The organism is Kluyvera genomosp. 3 (assembly GCF_011765685.1).
GTDB lineage: Bacteria > Pseudomonadota > Gammaproteobacteria > Enterobacterales > Enterobacteriaceae > Kluyvera > Kluyvera georgiana_A.
This window is the reverse complement of record NZ_CP050321.1, coordinates 46,996-67,843: the sequence shown is the minus strand read 5'-3', so window position 1 is coordinate 67,843 and position 20,848 is coordinate 46,996. Positions and strand designations below refer to the sequence as shown.

Here is a 20,848-nt window from a genome sequence, read left to right as displayed (position 1 = left end):
TTGGGCTTTCTATTTTGGCAACGGGTGGCTATAACCCGATGGAGGAGCTTTTTTATGCTCATAACAACGAAGAGCTCATGATGAAAAATCTGCTGATTAAAACGGCGTTGGTAGGGGGAATCTTCCTGTCAGGAGGATGTTCCAGCGTCATGTCGCATACCGGCGGCAAAGAAGGCACTTATCCCGGCACGCGCGCCAGCGCGGAAATGCTGAGCGACAGTGATAACGGCTGGGCCACCAAATCACTGGTCGCCCTTGATATGCCGTTTACGGCAGTGATGGATACCGTGCTGTTGCCGTGGGACTTCTTCCGTAAGGACAGTTCGGTCCGTTCGCGGGTCGAAAAGAGCGAGCAGGAGACGCTGGCCACCAATTCGGTGATCCCGCCGGCCTCGATGCCCGCACAGTAACTCAGTAGCCGGTTCCGGTTACCCACAGCTGGCGAAAGCCAGCGGTTTCTTCCATCCAGGCAATCGATCGTCCGTCGGGCGAGAACACCACCGCATCCGCCGATGGTGGATTGGCGTGGTGGTCAGTTAAAAAGGTGATTTCACCGCTTTTCGCATCGCACCAGGCAATACGCCCTTCCAGCACCATGCCCAGTCCGTTTCCGGAGGGATGCCAGTTAAACGCCGACTGAATGTCGGAAGTATTGTGCGTCAGCTGGCGCGGTTCGCCACCGTCTGGCGAGATTAACCACAACTGCACGACACCGCTGTCATCACGCATTAAGAAGGCAATCTGCGTGCCCTGCGGATGGCTGCGCACCCAGTGGCGCGGAACGTTTACCAGCCCGGGAAAAGCACGCTGATGCGTGAAGGTTAGCCGTCGCTGGCGAACGCCCGCGGGCGGCGCAGGAAGCGTGGTGTTGGTCCCCTGCAGCGGCGCATCGCCCGCCTGTTTCCAGCCCTGCTCGTCAGACGGCAACTCAACGATGAACAGCTCCGGCACTTTCTCTCCGGCAAGCGAAACAGTATCGCCAATGAACGCCAGCGACTGCGAGCCGACCCACCCCTCTTCATAGGCGCGGTTGATATCATCGCTGCCGGGCTGCGGTTTGGCGGTCGTCCGACTGACCAGCACGCACCAGTGGCTACCGCCGTATTCCCGCGGATGCTGCCCACGGGGCGCAACCGGGCCATAAGGTACGGCGACGCCGACATTACGCAGGTCCTGCGCCGGGTCGTATTCGTGCATCACGTGATCGTTGTAGGTGAAGCTGACAAACTGCCCACAGGGGCTGTAGACGTGAACGTGGCTACCGCCGCGCAGCGCGCCGGGCGTGTAGGGTGCGGTAATATCCATCGCATCGAGATTGCGAGTTTCACCCTGCGCCGTGGCTACGCCGCGACGGTGGTGGAAATCATACTGCCAGTCGGCGTCCGGGTTCTCCGGGCCATGAATAAAGACGTACTGCTCGGCGCTGGGGTGCACCGTCACCACGCCAACATGCGCGCCTTCACGGGCGCGATAAATCACCTCTACGTCACCGCTGTTGACGTTCACGCGCTCGATCGTTTCGCCGGTAAATGAGGCTCCGGACGGGCGAACATCGTAGACCAGCCACTGGCTGTCCGGCGTCCAGGTGCGGGTATTGGTAAGCTGATGATTGCGCGGCGCAAAGGTGATTTGTTTCATGGCGGAGTCCCGTTCGAAAGATACCTCGTGGTTTTACCACGCGAACGGGTTATTCCATAATATTTAGCGGCGCTGTCGGCTATCCGCCTGCTGCGCGCTGGCCGCCAGCGCCGGAAAATCCGCCTGGGTGTAATAACGTTCAGGCGGCGGCAAGCGGGCCATATCGGTTGTCGGCCAGAGCTGCAGTTCGCCCAGCGCGTTGAGCGCCAATCCCTGCCAGCGATGCGGCAGCATCAAGCGCTGCGGCGTCACCCGTTCACCGGGTACCGGCGTTGGCAGTCGATTATCACCCATCTGGTAATTGCGCTTTAGCACCAGATACTTCTCTGGCACCCGCTTCTGGCTGTTCCACCAATGGCCGTCGAGCATATCAAAATGAAAGCGGGTGCTTTCCGGAGGCTGCGCGCCAAACTGCTTCAGCGCCTGGTTCAACGCCTGGCTCATTGCCACATTATAAACATCCTGAGAGACGGTCTGCCCGCCCAGGATCAGAGAGACCGCCAGGCGCGCGCCCAGCAGGTTAGAGTAGAGATCTTCCGGCGAAAAAGCGGAAACCCCCTCGGAAAATCCTGGAACGGACTCAAACCCGTACCATTGGGCAATTTCGTGCCACTCCGCCACCTGAAACGCCAGATGCGCCGCCAGCCAGGCCGCTAACGTATAGCGTTCAGCAGGATCTGACGGCGGAGTGAAAGCATTAAAAACCACCCGACGTTGGGCCAGTTCGCTATCTAAATCAAGGGTAAATGGCTGGCCCAGTTTCGGCAGCAGCTGGCTGAAGAGATACACCGTCATATCCGCCGTATCGCGCACGTGCGCGGTATCGATAAAGCCCCCGCGGGTCGTGTAAAGGATACCGTTGTTCTCGCGACTTAAACCGGTGAGATTTTCCAATCCTGCCAGCATATTATCATTGTACTGATGCTGCCCAAGACGCTCCGCCTCTACCACGTTATCCAACTGATATAGGGGTACCGATATCCCCCACAGCGCGGCATGCAGGTTATAGCCAAAGGCGCAGCAAGGGCGAAGCCCTTTCGGTAACGGCTGCGGTGGTATCGCGGGCCACGCTCGAGTGGCCCGCGTGGTCGCCTGCGTCGTTAAATCGAGCGGTACCGGCAGCATCGCATAGCTGCGTGAGACGACGCACAGCGCCAGAAGCAAAAAGATGTGAATAAACGCCTTCAAAATGCCTCTCCAACCTGAAAATAGAACCCGCTGCTGCCTTTGCCGATGCCGTAATCAAGCCGTACGTTAACCCGCGGTTTGAATTCAAATCGATAGCCGACGCCCGCCGAGGGTAGCCAGCGTCCGTTATCCAGCGCGTGAAACGACGGCCCCATAGTGCCCGCGCCAAGCCAGCCAACAACGCCGTGCCGCCAGTCAAGCTTGCGCCGATATTCCAGTTGGCCGCTGACCGCATTTTTGTCCCGATAGCGCCCCTCGTAATAACCGCGCATTCGCTGGTTGCTGCCAAGCAGCGGCATCATACTCCACGGCACGTCGCCCTGGGTAAACGCGCCATCCATCTCCCACGCCAGCACGTTTTTATCGTCCAGCGAGTGGTAGCGGCTGTAGTGCAGCTGATATTCATCAAAGCGGGTATCACTGCCGGTGTCAGGCGTGAAGCGGGTATAGCGCACATCGGCATACTGCCCCTGACGCGGGTTGGGGACAAAATCCCGGTCATCCCAGCTCAATTCGATACTGCCGCCGGAACTCAGCACCGATGCTCCCTGCGCCGTGTGCTCTATTTTCGGCGGATCGCTATCGTCCATCTGGGCTGCATGCTGGGCATTCAGCGACCAACCGACGCCAAGGTAAACGTTCGGCGCCAGCCGGCGGTATAGTGTGGGACGTAAATCCAGAATCTGCGCGGTGTACTGTTCTTTCTGACTGTCGTTATCGCCCGCGGTAAACCCCTGCCCCCAGTAGTAAGTGGGGGTATCCGTCAACGCGCCATCAAGAAAGAAACGCCAGCGATCGTCGGCGAAAAAGGCATAATTTTGCATCGTCAGACCAAATGCGCCGGTTGAGCTAAAATAGCCGCTGAGCGTTAACGTTGAGTTCTGGCTGACCGTGTCGTTGGGGTCAGGGCGATACATGCCGACGACCGCGGTGCCAATCCCCAGCCCCAATTCAGGGGTGTAGAACGGCCCCGGCATGACCCCCCAGTCGATACCTTTGCTGGCATCGAAGTTATCGCTGGCTCCTAGCTTTTGCAGCCAGCCGTCAACCTCGCTGCGGCTTGGCAGCGCGGCCTGCGTCAGGGAGGCAAACAAGCAGAGGCAAAAGAGGAAGCCGACGCGGATCAAAAGCGATACTCTCCGGCGATAAAGAAGCTGTTACGTTCCGCGAAGCCAATCTCGGTGGTGACGTTAAAGTTGCGCGTCACTTCGTACTGTGCGCCCACCAGCATGTTCCAAGGGGATTGCAGGTGCTGTTTGACGTCGAAGCGGCCTTTGTGTTGTTGGTTCGCCCAGTCTACCATTCGTTGCAAACGCTCAGAGGGCATGGAGAGGTCATCAAGACTTCCCTTAAATTCCTGCTGGACATCCTGGTACATACTTCCCACCCACAGATTCAGTTTGCCGGACGGCAAATGCAGCGTATCCATACCTGGCGTGGTGAAGCGATAGCCTACACGCGGGGAGATCGTAAAGGCGTCGATACTGCCATCCAGAATATCGAACTGCGTCTGGGTGTAGTTAGCATCAAAAGCCGTAAACCAGTTACCGACGCCGCCGACCATTGTGGTACCAATGCCGTAAGTGGTGCCTTTGAAGTCGAGTTGGAAATCCAGGTTCTGCATTTTTTTCATGGGGACCACGTTCCCCTTAGGACCACTCAAACCTACGCCAATCTGTGAAACAGAATGTCCATCGGTATAACCAATCAGGCCATACACATTCATAAACGGCAGCAGCCAAGCATCCAGTTTCAGGGTTTCAGTTTTGCTTCTTTCACGCGTATTGCCAACGTTAATCTTAAAAGCATTGTCTAAAGGAATAGAACTCTTACCTAAATACAGACCATTGAAGTTAATACTATCTACATTAATATTCTGACGAATATTCATATAGTTAATATTAATACCGAAAGGCTCCGGCAGATCGTAACCGCGTTTGCGGGCCTCATCGCCTAAAAAAGGTAAAACCGATGGACTTTCCGGTTGTTCTACCGCGGCGTTATCCAACGTTGTCGTGCCCTGGTTATCATCCTGATACCCATAAAGCGGCGTTAAGGCTGAGGATGGGTCCGTTGCGGCCCAGGTATGAAATACCATAAAGAATGGCATCATCAGCACCAGGCAGATGCATTTGTTATTCATAGAAAAAGCGTAATTGCAGGCAGAATGTGCCAGGGGATAAAAGAGGGAGCGAGAGTATAGAATTTAGGTATTAATTGGGGGGATTTATGTGCGATTTCACACCTGATAATACAAATACGCGTTTTAAAACAATCTTAAGGTTTTGCCCGGCCGCCGCCGGGCATCCGGTTATCAGGAAAGAACGTACTTCTCAATCGCCCAGGCTACACCGTCTTCCAGGTTCGATTTGGTCACAAAGTTCGCCGCTTCTTTGACTGCCGGAATCGCGTTATCCATCGCCACGCCAACGCCAGCGTACTCGATCATCGCAATGTCGTTTTCCTGGTCGCCAATGGCCATGATCTCTTCCTGCTTGATACCCAGCACCTCGGCCAGCGACTTCACGCCGGTACCCTTATTGACGCGCTTATCAAGAATTTCGAGGAAGTACGGCGAGCTCTTCAGCACGGTGTATTTTTCTTTCACTTCCGGCGGAATACGGGCAATGGCTTTGTCGAGAATGGCCGGCTCGTCGATCATCATCACCTTCAGGAACTCGATAGACGGATCCATTTTCTCGGCTTCGCAGAACACCAGCGGGATAGTGGCAACAAAGGATTCATGCACCGTGTAGTAGCTGATATCGCGGTTGGCGGTGTACAGCGTGTTGCGATCCAGCGCGTGGAAGTGGGAACCCACCTTGCGGGACAGCTCTTCCAGGAAGCGGTAGTCATCGTACTTGAGCGCGGTCTGCGCCACGGTGCTGCCATCGCCGGCTTTCTGTACCAGCGCGCCGTTGTAGGTGATGCAGTAATCTCCCGGCTCGTTCATGCCCAGCTCTTTCAGGTAGCTGTGCACGCCAGCGTAGGGACGCCCGGTGGTCAGAACCACGTTAACCCCTTTTGCGCGTGCCGCCGCGAGAGCGTTTTTCACTGCAGGAGAGATAGTGTGGTCCGGCAACAGCAATGTTCCGTCCATGTCGATTGCGATCAGTTTAATAGCCATGAGATCCCCAGGTTAAATGAGCCTGCCCTCATGCTAACTCGATTTAGCGCAAAAAACAGCAGCAAAGGCGGCTTTAAACGGGGATACAACGCGTTGCGCGTTCTCCCCTTTTGCATGGCCTTAGCCAAATAACTTACCGCCCTTGAGCAGGTCCATTCCGGCGGATAACAGGTCGTTGTGCGCCTGCGGATCGACCTCACCCTTCGGCGACAGCGCGTCGACGATTTTCGGCAGGTATTCCGCCAGCATCGTCGAGGCGGAGCTGGCATCGGTACCGAGCTTTTCACCGAGATCAGCAACGGCAGGCGTACCAAGCGCCGAAACCACCTGATCGCTGCTAATGGATTGATTATTTTGCTGATTACTTATCCAGGATGAGACAATGTCACCCAGCCCGCCGCTTTGCAGTTTCTCCAGAAGCGCCTGTATTCCCCCCTGCTCGTTGACCCAGCTCAGGATAGCCTGATATTTACCCGCATCGCCGCTGAGCAGCGAACCGACCACATCATCGAAAAGCCCCATTTTCCACCTCGAATTACGCTAAAGAGAAGACGTAGTGAAGTATAGTTCGCGTACGCAAGGCATAAAAAAACGCCTGAAAAAATTCAGGCGTTTTTCGCGTTAATTCCCCGACGTCGAGGCTACGATACGGATTAGATATCGATGTTCGCCGCCTTCAGGGCGTTCTCTTCGATAAACGCACGACGCGGCTCAACGGCATCACCCATCAGGGTGGTGAACAGCTGGTCAGCGGCAATCGCGTCTTTCACGGTAACGCGCAGCATGCGGCGGCTGTCCGGATCCATGGTGGTTTCCCACAGCTGTTCCGGGTTCATCTCGCCCAGACCTTTATAACGCTGAATCGCAAGACCACGGCGGGACTCTTTCACCAGCCAGTCCAGCGCCTGCTCGAAGCTAGCAACCGGCTGGCGGCGTTCGCCACGTTCAATGAACGCATCTTCTTCCACCAGACCACGCAGCTTCTCGCCCAGCGTGAAGATACGACGGTATTCAGCACCGTTAACGAATTCGCTATCCAGCACATAGTCGGTATCCACACCGTGGGTACGCACGCGGATAATCGGCTCGAACTGCTGCTGTTCAGCATTGTGCTGAATATCAAACTTCCACAGGCTGCCGTGCTGCTCTTTTTCGTTCAGCTCGGTCACCAGCGCGTTCACCCAACGGGTGACTTTCTGTTCGTCGGAGAGATCGGCCTCCACCAGCGTTGGCTGATAGATAAGCTCTTTCAGCAGCGCTTTCGGGAAGCGACGTTCCATACGGTTGATCATTTTCTGGGTGGCGTTGAATTCGGCAACCAGTTTTTCCAGCGGCTCGCCCGCTAACGCTGGCGCGCTGGCGTTGGTGTGCAGGGTTGCGCCATCAAGCGCAATGGAAATCTGGTACTGATCCATCGCTTCGTCGTCTTTGATGTACTGTTCCTGCTTGCCTTTCTTCACTTTGTACAGCGGTGGCTGCGCAATGTAGACATGGCCGCGTTCAACGATTTCCGGCATCTGACGGTAGAAGAAGGTCAACAGCAGCGTACGAATGTGCGAGCCGTCGACGTCCGCATCGGTCATGATGATGATGCTGTGGTAACGCAGTTTGTCCGGGTTGTACTCGTCGCGACCGATGCCGCAGCCCAGCGCGGTAATCAGCGTCGCCACTTCCTGAGAAGAGAGCATCTTGTCGAAGCGCGCTTTCTCAACGTTGAGGATTTTACCCTTCAGCGGCAGAATCGCCTGGTTCTTACGGTTACGCCCCTGCTTCGCAGAGCCGCCCGCGGAGTCCCCTTCCACGAGGTACAGTTCAGACAGCGCCGGGTCGCGTTCCTGGCAGTCGGCCAGTTTGCCCGGCAGGCCAGCGAGGTCCAGCGCGCCTTTACGACGGGTCATTTCACGGGCTTTACGTGCCGCTTCACGGGCACGCGCCGCATCTATAATCTTGCCGACCACGATTTTCGCGTCGGACGGGTTTTCCAGCAGGTATTCAGCCAGCAGTTCGTTCATCTGCTGTTCAACCGCCGATTTCACCTCAGAGGAGACCAGCTTGTCTTTGGTCTGGGAGGAGAATTTCGGATCCGGCACCTTCACGGAAACCACCGCAATCAGGCCTTCACGGGCATCATCACCGGTGGCGCTGACTTTGGCTTTTTTGCTGTAGCCTTCTTTGTCCATGTAGGCGTTCAGCGTACGGGTCATCGCCGCACGGAAGCCTGCAAGGTGAGTACCGCCATCACGCTGCGGAATGTTGTTGGTGAAGCAGTAGATGTTTTCCTGGAAACCATCGTTCCACTGCAGCGCCACTTCAACGCCGATACCGTCTTTTTCGGTAGAGAAATAGAAGATATTCGGGTGGATCGGCGTTTTGTTCTTGTTGAGGTACTCAACGAACGCCTTGATGCCGCCTTCGTAGTGGAAATGGTCTTCTTTGCCGTCACGCTTGTCGCGCAGACGGATGGACACGCCGGAGTTCAGGAACGACAGCTCGCGCAGACGTTTCGCCAGAATGTCATATTCGAATTCGGTGACGTTGGTGAAGGTTTCATAGCTCGGCCAGAAACGCACCATGGTACCGGTTTTTTCGGTATCACCCGTAACCGCCAGCGGTGCCTGCGGCACGCCGTGCTCATAGATCTGACGGTGAATTTTGTTATCACGCTGAATAACCAGCTCCAGCTTCTGGGACAGGGCGTTAACAACCGAGACGCCCACGCCGTGCAGACCGCCGGACACTTTATAGGAGTTATCATCGAATTTACCGCCGGCATGCAGCACGGTCATGATGACTTCCGCCGCGGAGACGCCCTCTTCCGGGTGAATACCGGTTGGGATGCCGCGGCCATCATCCTGTACGGAGACGGAGTTGTCGCTGTGGATGGTGACGATGATATCTTTGCAGTAACCAGCGAGCGCTTCGTCGATAGCGTTATCCACAACCTCGAATACCATGTGGTGCAGACCGGTGCCGTCATCCGTGTCGCCGATATACATACCCGGGCGCTTACGCACCGCATCCAGCCCTTTCAGGACTTTGATACTGGAGGAGTCATAAGAATTCGACATCAACGTTTCTCGCTCATTTAATCTTGGGTTAATCCGTTATTTTACCCTTTTCCACGGTAAACATCTTCGAATTTTCATCCGACATGTCCAGAACGTGTTCAGCGCTAATGGCGCTGACGAAAACCTGAGACTGCGTGGCTTTTAAACGGCTGGCCAGCAGGCCACGCCGCGCGTCGTCAAGTTCCGAGGCAAAATCATCTATCAGGTACAGGCAGCGTCTGCCGCTCTCGCGGGTCAGAAACTCGCCCTGCGCCAGGCGTAGCGCGCACATCAGCAGCTTAAGCTGCCCGCGCGATAAGGTGTCTTCCACCGGCGCGCCGTCGGCGCGAATGCGGAAGTCCGCCTTGTGCGGGCCGTGTGCCGTGTAGGTCAGCATACGGTCGCGTTCGAAGTTTCTCTCCAGCACTTCGGCATAATCGGTTTCTTTCTCCCAGCCGCGCTGGAAGGAGAAAGTTAAAGAGAACTCCGGAAGAAATTGTTGGCAGGTATCGGCCATATCTTCGGCGATACCGGCGCTGTATTCCGCCCGCCAGCGGCTGATTTGCTCGGCCAGCGGGATAAGTTCGAGATCCCATGGACGCAGCTGCGCGTAGCGGCTCACCTGGCGCAGCGCGGCATTGCGCTGCTTGAGCAACCGCTTCAGGTTGCTCCAGGCGTTGAAGAATCCGGCTTCGTTGTGGAAGCATCCCCAATCGAGGAACGCTCTTCTGTATTTGGGGCCGCCGTTGAGTAAAGTAAACCCCTCGGGCGTAATCAGCTGCATTGGCATCAACAGCGCCAGCTCGGCAACCTTGTGGCCGTCGGTGCCGTCGATGCGCACTTTGCTGTCACCCAGTTTGTCTTTGGTCAGGCCGATTGACGTTTCGCGCTCTGCGCCCTGTAAACGGCCATGCAGCACGAAAGATTCCTGCTCGTGGCGAATCACGCGGCCAATCTGCAAACTGCGAAACGCCCGGCCATGGCCGAGCGTATAGATGGCTTCCAGCACGCTGGTTTTGCCGCTGCCGTTGGCGCCAACCAGGAAGTTAAAGCCGGGGGATAAAGCAAGATCCGCGTTTTCAATATTGCGAAAATCGCGGATCAACAGACGGGTGAGCGACATTACAGTCTCATTGGCATAACAACGTAAGCAGCACTCTGAGACGCCGCATCTTCAATCTGTACGCTGGACACGGAGTCAGTCAGCATGATGCGCACATTTTCGCACTTCAGCGCATTGAGCACGTCCAGTACGTAGCTGACGTTAAAACCGATTTCAAGCTCGGTTCCTGGATAGGTGACATCCAGGATCTCTTCCGCTTCTTCCTGTTCCGGGTTATTGGCGGTGATTTTCAGCTGGTTTTCGCTGACGTACAGGCGCACGCCGCGGAATTTCTCGTTCGAGAGAATCGCCGCGCGGGCAAAGGCCTGTTTGAGAATGTCGCAGCCCGCTTCCAGATGTTTATCCGGGTTCTTCGGCAATACGCGGCGATAATCCGGGAAACGACCGTCAACCAGCTTGGAAGTAAAGATAAAGTCGCCAACGTGCGCACGGATGTTGTTGCTGCCGATCTGCACGCGCAGCGGCGTATCGCCGCCGTCGAGCATACGCATCAGTTCAATGACGCCTTTACGCGGCACGATCACCGAATGGCTCGGCAGGGACTGGCCCACCGGCATAGAGCAGACCGCCAGGCGGTGGCCGTCGGTCGCCACGGTACGCAGCTCTTCGCCTTCGGTTTCGAACAGCATACCGTTTAAGTAATAACGCACATCCTGATGGGCCATCGAGAACTGGGTGGCTTCAATCAGGCGTTTCATCGTGGCCTGCGGCAGCGTGAATTCCACGTCGCTCTGCCAGTCGTCAAGGTTCGGGAAGTCGGCGGCAGGCAGCGTAGAGAGCGAGAAGCGGCTACGGCCAGAGCGCACCAGCATACGGTCGCCCTCCAGCTGGACGGCGATTTCCGCACCTTCCGGCAAGCCGCGGCAAATATCGAAGAATTTACGCGCCGGGACGGTAGTCGCGCCCGGTTCATGTGCCTGCAGCAGCGCCACGCGCGCTACCATTTCCATTTCCAAATCGGTACCGGTCAGCGACAGCGTGCCGTCCGCGACCTGCAGCAACAGGTTACCCAGAATCGGCAATGTCGGACGCCCGCCTAACGGGCCACTCACCTGTTGTAACGGTTTTAATAAATGTTCACGTTCTACGGTAAATTTCATAGGATCACGACGACAATGTTCTGATTAAATTGGAAAAGTCTTCTTTGATATCGTGGCTTTCTTCACGCAGCTGTTCAATCTTACGGCAGGCGTGCAGCACGGTGGTATGGTCACGGCCACCAAACGCATCGCCAATCTCCGGCAGACTGTGGTTGGTGAGTTCTTTCGCCAACGCCATCGCCATCTGGCGCGGACGCGCTACCGAACGAGAACGTCGTTTGGAGAGCAGGTCCGCCACTTTAATTTTGTAGTACTCCGCCACCGTCTTCTGAATATTGTCGATGGTGACCAGCTTTTCCTGCAATGCCAGCAGGTCGCGCAGCGCTTCGCGCACGAAATCGATAGTGATCGCCCGGCCAGTAAAGTTGGCGTTGGCGATAACGCGGTTCAGTGCCCCTTCCAGCTCACGCACGTTAGAGCGTAGACGCTTGGCAATGAAGAACGCCACCTCACCGGGCAGACGAATGTCGTTTTCGTCGGCTTTTTTCATCAGGATAGCGACGCGGGTCTCAAGCTCAGGCGGTTCGATCGCCACCGTCAGGCCCCAGCCAAAGCGGGACTTCAGACGATCTTCTACACCGTTGATCTCTTTCGGATAACGATCCGACGTGAGGATGATCTGTTGATTACCTTCCAACAGGGCGTTGAAGGTATGGAAGAACTCTTCCTGCGAGCGCTCTTTGTTGGCGAAGAATTGAATGTCATCGATCAGCAGCGCGTCAACGGAGCGGTAGTAGCGTTTAAACTCTTCGATCGCATTGTTTTGCAGGGCTTTTACCATGTCCTGGACAAAACGCTCGGAGTGCATATACACCACTTTGGCGTTCGGTTTACGGGCGATAATGCCGTTGCCCACCGCGTGCAGCAGGTGCGTTTTACCCAAACCGGTACCGCCGTACAGGAACAGCGGGTTATAAGCGCCGCCAGGGTTATCCGCCACCTGGCGCGCCGCCGCGCGGGCGAGCTGGTTCGATTTACCTTCGACGAAGTTATCAAAGGTGTGTTTAACGTTGACGTTGGAGCGGTAAGAAGGCTCAGCGAGCGCCGGGACGTTATCCCAGCCTGCGCGCGGTGCCGGGGCGACGCGCGGCGCGTGCACCTGGGCGGTTTGCGCCGGAGCGCTGACGTTGGCCGTCTCTCTTAACGTTTGGGTCACGGGCTTGGTGCCCACCTCAAAACGCAGCTGCGGGGCATCCGCACCGCAGAAATCATTCAACAGACCGTTGATGTTATTGAGGTATTTATCTCTTACCCAATCAAGTACAAAACGATTTGGCGCGTACAAAGCCAGCGTGTTATCGCTCAGTTCCGCCTGCAAAGGGCGGATCCACATGCTGAATTCTGTGGCTGGTAACTCATCCTGCAATCGGGCAAGACATTGCTGCCAAAGCGAAAGTGACACGGCGGACTCCACTCGAAAAAAGTCGATACACATCATCCTCCAGGCAAACCTGCAGGCTACCTCCTGACGATCCTGCCGTCAGCGAAACGCAATGCTGTCGGGGATTCATTCAGCCGCTGCGCAAATGCAGCCCGAACGATGCTGTGTATAAGATTAAAAATTCGTGATTTTTGGCACACGTCGAAAAGACCCGATGCAAGCGGGTGACGCGCGAACCGCTATCTGCGGTTTTCAACGGCCTCTCTCAGACACTGTGCTGAAAGAACGCGGTTATTTTCCCCTTTTACGATCCACCGATCGCGATCGGGCCGAGGATCATAGCGTAAACTGCGCCAGAGATCTTCTGTTTCTCACAGATTCTTCCCGATTTATCCACAGGGAGGATCCAGAAGCGCTAAGTGTAAACGATCCCGGCAGAGAGAAGGCACGATTTCCTTCGCATATTGGAAAAATTAATGACTAGCGACAAATTTCTGCTTAAATGATCTAACAAAGATCCAGGATGATCCTTGCGCTTTAATCGGCAGCCCGTATAATCCCCCACCCGGCGTGTACCGCTCGAATTTCGGTGAGGGACGCTGCCCATTTGCCGGGCAAAAAACAGCGGTCAAACGCGGTTTTTTACGCGGTAAATAAGGAAAGAGAATTGACTCCGGAGTGTACAATTATTACAATCCGGCCTCTTTAATCACCCATGGCTTCGGCATCCGTCGTTCGATTTTCGTTCGGATATCCAATAAAGCCATTGAATTTATTCAAGTTTAGGTAGAAATCGCCATGAAACGCACTTTTCAACCGTCTGTACTGAAGCGCAACCGTTCTCACGGCTTCCGTGCTCGTATGGCTACTAAAAATGGTCGTCAGGTTCTGGCACGTCGTCGTGCTAAAGGCCGTTCTCGTCTGACCGTTTCCAAGTAATAAAGCTAACCCCTCGAGTGGTTAAGCTAGCATTTCCCAGGGAGTTACGTTTGTTAACTCCCAATCATTTCACATTCGTCTTCCAGCAGCCACAACGGGCTGGCACGCCGCAAATCACCATCCTCGGCCGCCTGAATTCGCTGGGGCATCCCCGCATCGGTCTTACCGTCGCCAAGAAAAACGTTAAACGCGCACATGAACGCAATCGGATTAAACGTCTGACGCGTGAAAGTTTTCGTTTGCGTCAACATGAACTCCCGCCAATGGATTTCGTGGTGGTGGCGAAGAAGGGGGTTGCCGACCTCGATAACCGTGCTCTCTCGGAAGCGTTGGAAAAGTTATGGCGCCGTCACTGTCGCCTGTATCCCGGCTCCTGATAGGCCTGATTCGGGTCTATCAGCGCCTGATTAGTCCGCTACTCGGGCCGCATTGCCGTTTCACGCCAACCTGTTCTCAATACGGAATTGAGGCATTGCGCAGGTTTGGAGTGATAAAAGGCAGTTGGTTGACAGTGAAACGCGTATTAAAATGCCACCCTTTACACCCTGGTGGTGACGACCCCGTCCCGCCTGGACCATTTGATACCAGAGAACACTAACGATGGATTCGCAACGCAATCTTCTTATCATCGCTTTGTTGTTCGTGTCTTTCATGATCTGGCAAGCCTGGGAGCAGGATAACAATCCTCAGACCCAGCAGCAGACCACGCAGACTACGACCACAGCAGCGGGTAGCGCCGCCGACCAGGGCGTACCGGCCAGTGGCCAAGGAAAACTGATTACGGTTAAAACTGATGTGCTTGAGCTGACTATCAACACTCGCGGTGGTGATATTGAGCAAGCGCTGCTTCCGGCATACCCGAAAGCGCTGAAGTCTAACGAACCGTTCCAGTTACTGGAAACCACGCCACAGTTCGTCTATCAGGCACAGAGCGGCTTAACCGGTCGTGACGGCCCGGACAACCCGGCTAACGGCCCGCGTCCGCTGTATAACGTCGATAAAGATGCGTTTGTACTGGCCGATGGTCAGAACGAAATCGTCATTCCGCTGACCTACACCGATAAAGCCGGTAACGTCTTCACCAAAACCTTCACCCTGAAACGCGGTGATTATGCGGTGAACGTGGGTTACGACGTGAAGAACGCCAGCGACAAACCGCTGGAAGTGTCTACCTTCGGTCAGCTGAAGCAGACTGCGGCCCTGCCTACTGCGCGTGATACGCAGACCGGCGGCCTGTCTACCATGCACACGTTCCGTGGCGCAGCGTATTCAACGTCTGACTCCAAGTACGAAAAATACAAATTCGATACCATCATCGATAACGAGAACCTGAACACCAACACTAAAAACGGTTGGGTTGCCATGCTGCAGCAGTACTTCACGACTGCATGGGTTCCAGAAAACAACGGTACGAATAACTTCTACACCGCCAACCTCGGTAACGGTGTAGTGGCTATCGGCTACAAATCTCAGCCGGTTCTGGTTCAACCAGGCCAGGCAGATAAGCTGAACAGCACCCTGTGGGTTGGCCCGGCAATTCAGGACAAAATGGCTGCCGTTGCGCCGCACCTTGACCTGACCGTTGACTACGGCTGGCTGTGGTTCATCTCTCAGCCGCTGTTCAAACTGCTGAAATGGATCCATAGCTTCCTGGGCAACTGGGGCTTCTCCATCATCGTTATCACCTTTATCGTTCGTGGCATCATGTACCCGCTGACCAAAGCGCAGTACACCTCCATGGCGAAGATGCGTATGCTGCAGCCTAAGATTCAGGCCATGCGTGAGCGTCTGGGCGATGACAAACAGCGTCAAAGCCAGGAAATGATGGCTCTGTATAAAGCTGAGAAGGTTAACCCGCTGGGTGGCTGCTTCCCGCTGATTATCCAGATGCCAATCTTCCTTGCGCTGTACTACATGCTGAGCGCCTCGGTTGAACTGCGTCATGCGCCGTTTATCCTGTGGATCCACGACCTGTCTGCACAAGACCCGTACTACATCCTGCCGATCATCATGGGCGCGACGATGTTCTTCATTCAGAAGATGTCTCCGACCACCGTGACCGACCCGATGCAGCAGAAGATCATGACCTTTATGCCGGTCATCTTCACGGTGTTCTTCCTGTGGTTCCCGTCTGGCCTGGTGGTTTACTATATCGTCAGCAACCTGGTCACCATTATTCAGCAGCAGCTGATCTACCGTGGTCTGGAAAAACGTGGCCTGCATAGCCGCGAGAAGAAAAAATCCTGATTCGGTGTTAAGCACAAGCTAAAATGGAAGGCGGTCGAATGACCGCCTTTTTTATTTGCATCACAGTTGAGAAAAACCATGAGCCAAAACGACACTATCGTCGCCCAGGCCACCCCACCGGGACGCGGTGGTGTGGGCATTCTGCGTATCTCCGGCCTGAAGGCGCGCGATGTGGCGCAGGTGGTGCTGGGCAAGCTGCCAAAGCCGCGCTATGCCGACTACCTGCCGTTTAAAGACGTCGACGGCAGCGCGCTGGATCAGGGCATTGCGCTGTGGTTCCCCGGCCCGAACTCCTTTACCGGTGAAGACGTGCTGGAGCTACAGGGCCACGGCGGCCCGGTGATCCTCGACCTGCTGCTGAAACGCATTCTGACGCTGCCGGGCGTGCGTATCGCCAACCCGGGAGAGTTCTCCGAGCGTGCGTTCCTCAACGATAAGCTCGACCTGGCGCAAGCTGAGGCGATTGCCGACCTGATTGACGCCAGCTCCGAGCAGGCGGCCCGCTCCGCGCTAAACTCGCTACAAGGTGCCTTCTCAGCACGTGTTAATCACCTTGTGGAAGCACTTACTCACCTGCGCATCTATGTAGAAGCGGCTATCGACTTCCCGGACGAAGAGATCGACTTCCTTTCCGATGGGAAAATCGAAGCGCAGCTCAACGATGTGATTGCCGACCTCGACGCGGTGCGCGCCGAAGCGCGTCAGGGCAGCCTGCTGCGTGAAGGGATGAAGGTCGTGATTGCCGGTCGCCCGAACGCCGGGAAATCGAGCCTGCTGAACGCCCTGGCGGGCCGCGAAGCTGCAATTGTGACCGATATTGCCGGCACCACCCGCGACGTCCTGCGCGAGCACATCCACATCGACGGCATGCCGCTGCATATCATCGACACCGCGGGTCTGCGCGACGCTAACGATGAAGTGGAGCGTATCGGTATTGAGCGCGCGTGGCAGGAAATTGAGCAGGCCGACCGCGTGCTGTTTATGGTTGATGGCACCACCACCAGCGCCACCGACCCGGCGGAGATCTGGCCGGACTTTATCGCCCGTCTGCCGAAAAATCTGCCGATTACCGTGGTGCGTAACAAAGCGGATATTACCGGCGAGACGCTGGGTCTGAGCGAAGTGAATGACTACTCACTTGTGCGCCTCTCCGCGCGCACCGGCGAAGGCGTCGACGTACTGCGTAACCATCTCAAACAGAGTATGGGCTTCGAAAACAACATGGAAGGCGGCTTCCTGGCACGTCGTCGCCACCTGCAGGCGCTCTCCGACGCCGCTGAGCACCTTCAGCAGGGCAAGGCGCAGCTGTTAGGCGCGTGGGCCGGTGAACTGCTGGCAGAAGAGCTGAGGCTGTCTCAGCAGTGCCTGAGCGAGATCACCGGGGAATTTACCTCCGACGATCTGCTGGGGCGGATTTTCTCCAGCTTCTGTATCGGTAAGTAAGCAATCAAACCCGAATTCGCGCCAGTGAATTCGGGTTTTTACTTTCCGTCTTCCAACTGCTAAAACCAGATAACCCCTCATTAAAAGGTTATCGAGATGGTCGCTGAATATACCTTAATCCCCACCGTTCCCTCCGCTGAGGACTTTTGCCGTCTGCGCAAAATTTCCGGCCTGTCCCCCCGCCCGCTGGATGCCGCAAAGGCCGGTCTGCCGCGCAGCTGCTACGGCGTGCATATCCTCTGGCAAGGTACGCCAGTCGGCATGGGTCGCATCGTTGGCGACGGCGCGCTGAACTTTGATATCGTGGACATCGCGGTGGACCCTGATCATCAGGGAAAAGGCCTGGGTCGGCAGATCATGGAAGCGCTCATCGCCTGGCTGGACGCTAACGCTTTTAAAGGCGCTTATGTGACTCTGGTGGCGGATGTTCCGGAGCTGTACGCCAAATTTGGCTTTGAATCTGTCCGTCCGGAAAGCGAAGGGATGGCGAGAGTCTGGAAGTAGATTTCCTTTCAGGCAATCACTGTTGTCCAAATGGCAACTCGTCGCCTCGCGCGACACCCCGTATGCTTAGCGCCACACTTTTTGTGAGGCCGCCATGACACGCTTTCTTCTTTGTAGTTTTGCCTTAGTTTTACTTTATCCCGCCGGTATCGATATGTACCTGGTCGGGTTGCCCCGCATTGCGGCTGATTTGCAGGCCAGCGAGGCGCAACTGCATATCGCGTTTTCGGTCTATCTGGCGGGGATGGCGACCGCGATGCTGTTTGCCGGCAAGGTGGCCGACCAGTCCGGACGTAAACCCGTCGCCATTATCGGTGCGCTGATTTACATCGTGGCTTCCGGCCTCTGCGCGTTAGCGGAGAGCGGCACGCCATTTCTGGTTGGTCGTTTTATTCAGGGTATCGGCGCGGGCTGCTGCTACGTGGTCGCATTCGCTATTCTGCGCGATACGCTCGACGATCGTCGCCGGGCCAAGGTGCTATCACTGCTGAACGGTATTACCTGCATCGTGCCGGTACTGGCACCGGTTATGGGGCACCTGATTATGCTCAAATACCCGTGGCAGAGCCTGTTCTACACCATGATTGGCATGGGCGTGGTCGTGTGTCTGCTGTCCGTGTTTATTCTGCGTGAGTCGCGCCCGAATGCGCAGGCTGCTTCTTCAAAATCCAACGATGGCGTCGAGTCGCTGGTAAACCGCTTTTTCCTCAGTCGTCTGGCGATAACCACCCTCAGCGTGTCGGTTATTCTGACCTTCGTGAATACTTCTCCGGTGCTGCTGATGGAAGTGATGGGCTTCGACCGCGGCGAATACGCGACGACCATGGCAATGACCGCAGGTATCAGCATGGCGGTCTCGTTCTCTACGCCGTTCGCTCTGAGCCTGTTTAAACCCCGCACCCTGATGCTCACCTCACAAGCGCTATTCATGGCTGCAGGCATTGTATTAATCCTTGCCACGACGCACGCATTCACCCTCTTTGGGCTGACCTTGATCTGTGCGGGCTTCTCGGTGGGATTCGGCGTGGCGATGAGCCAGGCGTTGGGTCCGTTCTCGCTGCGTGCAGGCGTCGCCAGCTCTGCGCTGGGTATTGCGCAGGTTTGCGGTTCGTCGCTGTGGATTTGGCTGGCGGCTATCCTCGGTATTGATGCGCTGAATATGCTGATCGGGATTCTGATTGGCTGTAGCATAGTGAGCATCATGCTGATTATCTCAGTTGCCCCTAACCGGTCCGCGCCTGCTCATGAAGAAATCGCTCACCAGTCTCGATCTTAATCTACTGCTCTGCCTGCAGCTCCTGATGCAGGAGCGCAGCGTCACCAAAACCGCCAAACGGATGAACGTCACGCCGTCGGCGGTGAGCAAGTCGCTGGCAAAGCTGAGGGCCTGGTTCGACGATCCGTTATTTGTGAACACCCCGCTAGGGCTGACGCCAACACCGCTGATGTTCAGCATGGAGCAGAGCCTGGCGGAGTGGATGCAGATGGGCAATCAGCTGCTCGATAAGCCGCATCATGAAACGCCGCGCGGGTTGAAATTCGATCTGGTGGCCGAGTCGCCGCTGATCATGATCATGTTCAACGCACTCTCCAGACAGATCTATCAACGTTATCCCCAGGCAACGATCAAAGTCCGTAGCTGGGACTATGATTCCCTGGATGCCATCATTCGCGGCGAAGTGGATATTGGCTTCACCGGCCGCGAAAGCCATCCACGATCCCGCGAACTGTTGAGTCTGCTGCCGCTGTCGATCGACTACGAGGTGCTGTTTACCGATTTGCCGTGGGTGTGGTTGCGCGAGGATCATCCCGCACTACAGGAAGAGTGGAATCTGGAAACGTTTCTACGCTATCCGCACATCAGCATCTGCTGGGAACAGAGTGATACCTGGGCGCTGGATGATGTGCTCCAGGAAATGGGGCGTGAGCGCAATATCGCCCTAAGCCTGCCGGGGTTCGAACAGTCGCTGTTTATGGCCGCTCAGCCGGATCACACCATGCTGGCCACTGCGCCACGCTACTGCCAGTATTATAATCAGCTCCACCAGCTACCTCTGGTGGCCCGCCCTCTGCCTTTCGATGCTGCGCAACGGGACAAATTGCAGGTGCCGTTTACCCTACTCTGGCATAAACGAAATAGTCACAACCCGAAAATAATTTGGCTGCGCGAAACGCTTAAAGCCTTATATCTCGCTGTTTCCTGATTGATTATTCGTAAAAATAGTCCATTTCAGTTAGGGAAAAGTGTAAAAGTCTCGTAATACCCCTTTTCAATCGCATTTTTAGGCAGTAAAACCTGATCATCAGTGTCGTAAATGATACTCTCCTCATCACCACAGTCCATTAATCACGGAGCGAAAAATGGCGACGCACTTTGCAAGAGGGATCCTTAAGGACGGGCATCTACTATCGGTACGGTTGTCCTCCACCAGTCATAACATCGCACGCCAGCTGCCGGCACACCGCCGTACGCGCTATCTGGCTTCGCGCGCGCTGCTGGCCGAGCTGCTGTTTATGCTTTACGGCATCAGTGAATTACCGGAAATCGTCACGCCTGAAGACGGCAAACCGTATTTCAAAGATAGCCATCTACCTGATTTTTCCATCGCCTATGCGGGTAACATCGTCGGCGTCGCGCTGACCACCGAAGGGCACTGCGGTCTCGATATGGAGCTACTGCGCGTGCTGCGCAACACCCCGCAGGCCACCATCATGGAAAACTACCGTTTTACCAGTAATGAAAATTTGTGGATCAACAACCAAAATGATCCGCATGAAGCGCGTGCCCAGCTGATTACGCTGCGCCAGAGCGTGCTCAAAATGTCAGGCGACGTGCACCACGATTCCCCGCAAATGCTCCAGCTACTGCCGGGTTCCGGTCGCCTGCGTTCAGCCAATACCGACCATCTCGAAGCGATCTGCGATGCGGAAGACGTGCTGGTGTGGTCGCTATGCGCTTCGCCGGCGATTGAAAAGCTGAAAGTGTGGGAGTTCGACGGTAAATACGGCTGGCGCAGCCTGCCCGACGCGCAAACGCGAGCCAACGAACCGGCGGCGAGGTTGATGAGATTCACCAGCCTACCGGCAGAGAAAGCGCTTATACTCAACTGA

General features: G+C 55.8%; 20 protein-coding genes. 10 read left to right on the top strand and 10 right to left on the bottom strand.

From position 1 onward, the window contains the following. Positions 1–77 precede the first annotated feature (77 nt). Positions 78–410 carry a YceK/YidQ family lipoprotein gene (locus GY169_RS00305; protein ID WP_223803623.1) on the top strand — a complete coding sequence of 111 codons (333 nt, stop codon included), beginning with the start codon at positions 78–80 and terminating at the stop codon, positions 408–410. Between the two features lies 1 nt (position 411). Here the strand turns inward: GY169_RS00305 and GY169_RS00300 are convergent, their stop codons facing one another. The 10 genes from GY169_RS00300 to dnaA form a co-directional block, all read right to left on the bottom strand. Continuing rightward, positions 412–1,638 (bottom strand): DUF3748 domain-containing protein, encoded by a 1,227-nt coding sequence (locus GY169_RS00300; RefSeq protein WP_167574693.1) that lies wholly within the window; start codon positions 1,636–1,638, stop codon positions 412–414. A gap of 63 nt (positions 1,639–1,701) precedes the next feature. Continuing rightward, entirely contained in the window at positions 1,702–2,763 is a 1,062-nt protein-coding gene (locus tag GY169_RS00295) for a DUF4056 domain-containing protein (protein ID WP_167577224.1), read from the bottom strand. Between the two features lie 59 nt (positions 2,764–2,822). Then, positions 2,823–3,953, bottom strand: a complete 1,131-nt coding sequence (locus tag GY169_RS00290) for a BamA/TamA family outer membrane protein (RefSeq protein WP_167574692.1) — start codon at positions 3,951–3,953, stop codon at positions 2,823–2,825. Beyond that, the gene (locus tag GY169_RS00285) at positions 3,950–4,969 is read right to left on the bottom strand and encodes a hypothetical protein (protein WP_411908106.1); all 1,020 of its coding nucleotides are present in this window, start codon (positions 4,967–4,969) and stop codon (positions 3,950–3,952) included. Before GY169_RS00285 ends, GY169_RS00290 begins: the two co-directional genes overlap by 4 nt. A gap of 171 nt (positions 4,970–5,140) precedes the next feature. Further along, positions 5,141–5,953, bottom strand: coding sequence for a sugar-phosphatase (yidA, locus tag GY169_RS00280; RefSeq protein WP_167574691.1), 813 nt, complete (start codon positions 5,951–5,953; stop codon positions 5,141–5,143). A 120-nt stretch (positions 5,954–6,073) separates the two neighbouring features. Then, entirely contained in the window at positions 6,074–6,475 is a 402-nt protein-coding gene (locus GY169_RS00275) for a YidB family protein (protein WP_163447646.1), read from the bottom strand. 131 nt (positions 6,476–6,606) lie between these two features. Continuing rightward, positions 6,607–9,021, bottom strand: coding sequence for a DNA topoisomerase (ATP-hydrolyzing) subunit B (gene gyrB / locus GY169_RS00270; RefSeq protein WP_167574690.1), 2,415 nt, complete (start codon positions 9,019–9,021; stop codon positions 6,607–6,609). Positions 9,022–9,049: 28 nt separating this feature from the next. After that, positions 9,050–10,123, bottom strand: coding sequence for a DNA replication/repair protein RecF (gene recF, locus GY169_RS00265; RefSeq protein WP_163447644.1), 1,074 nt, complete (start codon positions 10,121–10,123; stop codon positions 9,050–9,052). Then, the gene (gene dnaN / locus GY169_RS00260) at positions 10,123–11,223 is read right to left on the bottom strand and encodes a DNA polymerase III subunit beta (RefSeq protein ID WP_064540673.1); all 1,101 of its coding nucleotides are present in this window, start codon (positions 11,221–11,223) and stop codon (positions 10,123–10,125) included. The genes recF and dnaN overlap by 1 nt, the downstream gene beginning before the upstream one ends. Before the next feature lie 4 nt (positions 11,224–11,227). Continuing rightward, the gene (dnaA, locus tag GY169_RS00255) at positions 11,228–12,625 is read right to left on the bottom strand and encodes a chromosomal replication initiator protein DnaA (protein ID WP_167574689.1); all 1,398 of its coding nucleotides are present in this window, start codon (positions 12,623–12,625) and stop codon (positions 11,228–11,230) included. A gap of 777 nt (positions 12,626–13,402) precedes the next feature. Between dnaA and rpmH the strand changes: the two genes are divergently transcribed. From rpmH to GY169_RS00210, 9 genes are all read left to right on the top strand, one after another. Further along, a complete protein-coding gene (gene rpmH, locus GY169_RS00250; protein ID WP_003849659.1) occupies positions 13,403–13,543 on the top strand; it encodes a 50S ribosomal protein L34 in 141 nt (46 codons plus the stop codon). A 17-nt stretch (positions 13,544–13,560) separates the two neighbouring features. Further along, positions 13,561–13,920, top strand: a complete 360-nt coding sequence (rnpA, locus tag GY169_RS00245; RefSeq protein WP_064540669.1) for a ribonuclease P protein component — start codon at positions 13,561–13,563, stop codon at positions 13,918–13,920. Beyond that, positions 13,884–14,141, top strand: coding sequence for a membrane protein insertion efficiency factor YidD (gene yidD, locus GY169_RS00240; RefSeq protein ID WP_074398703.1), 258 nt, complete (start codon positions 13,884–13,886; stop codon positions 14,139–14,141). Before rnpA ends, yidD begins: the two co-directional genes overlap by 37 nt. Positions 14,142–14,143: 2 nt before the next feature. Then, the gene (gene yidC, locus GY169_RS00235) at positions 14,144–15,790 is read left to right on the top strand and encodes a membrane protein insertase YidC (RefSeq protein ID WP_167574688.1); all 1,647 of its coding nucleotides are present in this window, start codon (positions 14,144–14,146) and stop codon (positions 15,788–15,790) included. 78 nt (positions 15,791–15,868) lie between these two features. Next, positions 15,869–17,233 carry a tRNA uridine-5-carboxymethylaminomethyl(34) synthesis GTPase MnmE gene (gene mnmE, locus GY169_RS00230; RefSeq protein ID WP_167574687.1) on the top strand — a complete coding sequence of 455 codons (1,365 nt, stop codon included), beginning with the start codon at positions 15,869–15,871 and terminating at the stop codon, positions 17,231–17,233. Between the two features lie 96 nt (positions 17,234–17,329). Then, the gene (locus GY169_RS00225; RefSeq protein ID WP_163447639.1) at positions 17,330–17,737 is read left to right on the top strand and encodes a GNAT family N-acetyltransferase; all 408 of its coding nucleotides are present in this window, start codon (positions 17,330–17,332) and stop codon (positions 17,735–17,737) included. 94 nt (positions 17,738–17,831) lie between these two features. Continuing rightward, positions 17,832–19,013, top strand: a complete 1,182-nt coding sequence (locus GY169_RS00220; protein ID WP_163447638.1) for an MFS transporter — start codon at positions 17,832–17,834, stop codon at positions 19,011–19,013. Further along, positions 18,982–19,941, top strand: coding sequence for an HTH-type transcriptional regulator YidZ (gene yidZ, locus GY169_RS00215; RefSeq protein ID WP_163447637.1), 960 nt, complete (start codon positions 18,982–18,984; stop codon positions 19,939–19,941). Before GY169_RS00220 ends, yidZ begins: the two co-directional genes overlap by 32 nt. A gap of 157 nt (positions 19,942–20,098) precedes the next feature. Beyond that, positions 20,099–20,848 carry a 4'-phosphopantetheinyl transferase family protein gene (locus GY169_RS00210; protein ID WP_167574686.1) on the top strand — a complete coding sequence of 250 codons (750 nt, stop codon included), beginning with the start codon at positions 20,099–20,101 and terminating at the stop codon, positions 20,846–20,848.

Excerpts from the sequence above, each read along its gene's own strand:
- GY169_RS00305 (WP_223803623.1), top strand. The coding sequence starts at position 78 with ATGATGAAAAATCTGCTGATTAAAACGGCGTTGGTAGGGGGAATCTTC.
- GY169_RS00300 (WP_167574693.1), bottom strand. The coding sequence starts at position 1,638 with ATGAAACAAATCACCTTTGCGCCGCGCAATCATCAGCTTACCAATACC.
- GY169_RS00295 (WP_167577224.1), bottom strand. The coding sequence starts at position 2,763 with ATGCTGCCGGTACCGCTCGATTTAACGACGCAGGCGACCACGCGGGCC.
- GY169_RS00285 (WP_411908106.1), bottom strand. The coding sequence starts at position 4,969 with ATGAATAACAAATGCATCTGCCTGGTGCTGATGATGCCATTCTTTATG.
- yidA (WP_167574691.1), bottom strand. The coding sequence starts at position 5,953 with ATGGCTATTAAACTGATCGCAATCGACATGGACGGAACATTGCTGTTG.
- GY169_RS00275 (WP_163447646.1), bottom strand. The coding sequence starts at position 6,475 with ATGGGGCTTTTCGATGATGTGGTCGGTTCGCTGCTCAGCGGCGATGCG.
- gyrB (WP_167574690.1), bottom strand. The coding sequence starts at position 9,021 with ATGTCGAATTCTTATGACTCCTCCAGTATCAAAGTCCTGAAAGGGCTG.
- recF (WP_163447644.1), bottom strand. The coding sequence starts at position 10,123 with ATGTCGCTCACCCGTCTGTTGATCCGCGATTTTCGCAATATTGAAAAC.
- dnaN (WP_064540673.1), bottom strand. The coding sequence starts at position 11,223 with ATGAAATTTACCGTAGAACGTGAACATTTATTAAAACCGTTACAACAG.
- rpmH (WP_003849659.1), top strand. The coding sequence starts at position 13,403 with ATGAAACGCACTTTTCAACCGTCTGTACTGAAGCGCAACCGTTCTCAC.
- yidD (WP_074398703.1), top strand. The coding sequence starts at position 13,884 with ATGGCGCCGTCACTGTCGCCTGTATCCCGGCTCCTGATAGGCCTGATT.
- yidC (WP_167574688.1), top strand. The coding sequence starts at position 14,144 with ATGGATTCGCAACGCAATCTTCTTATCATCGCTTTGTTGTTCGTGTCT.
- mnmE (WP_167574687.1), top strand. The coding sequence starts at position 15,869 with ATGAGCCAAAACGACACTATCGTCGCCCAGGCCACCCCACCGGGACGC.
- GY169_RS00225 (WP_163447639.1), top strand. The coding sequence starts at position 17,330 with ATGGTCGCTGAATATACCTTAATCCCCACCGTTCCCTCCGCTGAGGAC.
- GY169_RS00220 (WP_163447638.1), top strand. The coding sequence starts at position 17,832 with ATGACACGCTTTCTTCTTTGTAGTTTTGCCTTAGTTTTACTTTATCCC.
- yidZ (WP_163447637.1), top strand. The coding sequence starts at position 18,982 with ATGAAGAAATCGCTCACCAGTCTCGATCTTAATCTACTGCTCTGCCTG.
- GY169_RS00210 (WP_167574686.1), top strand. The coding sequence starts at position 20,099 with ATGGCGACGCACTTTGCAAGAGGGATCCTTAAGGACGGGCATCTACTA.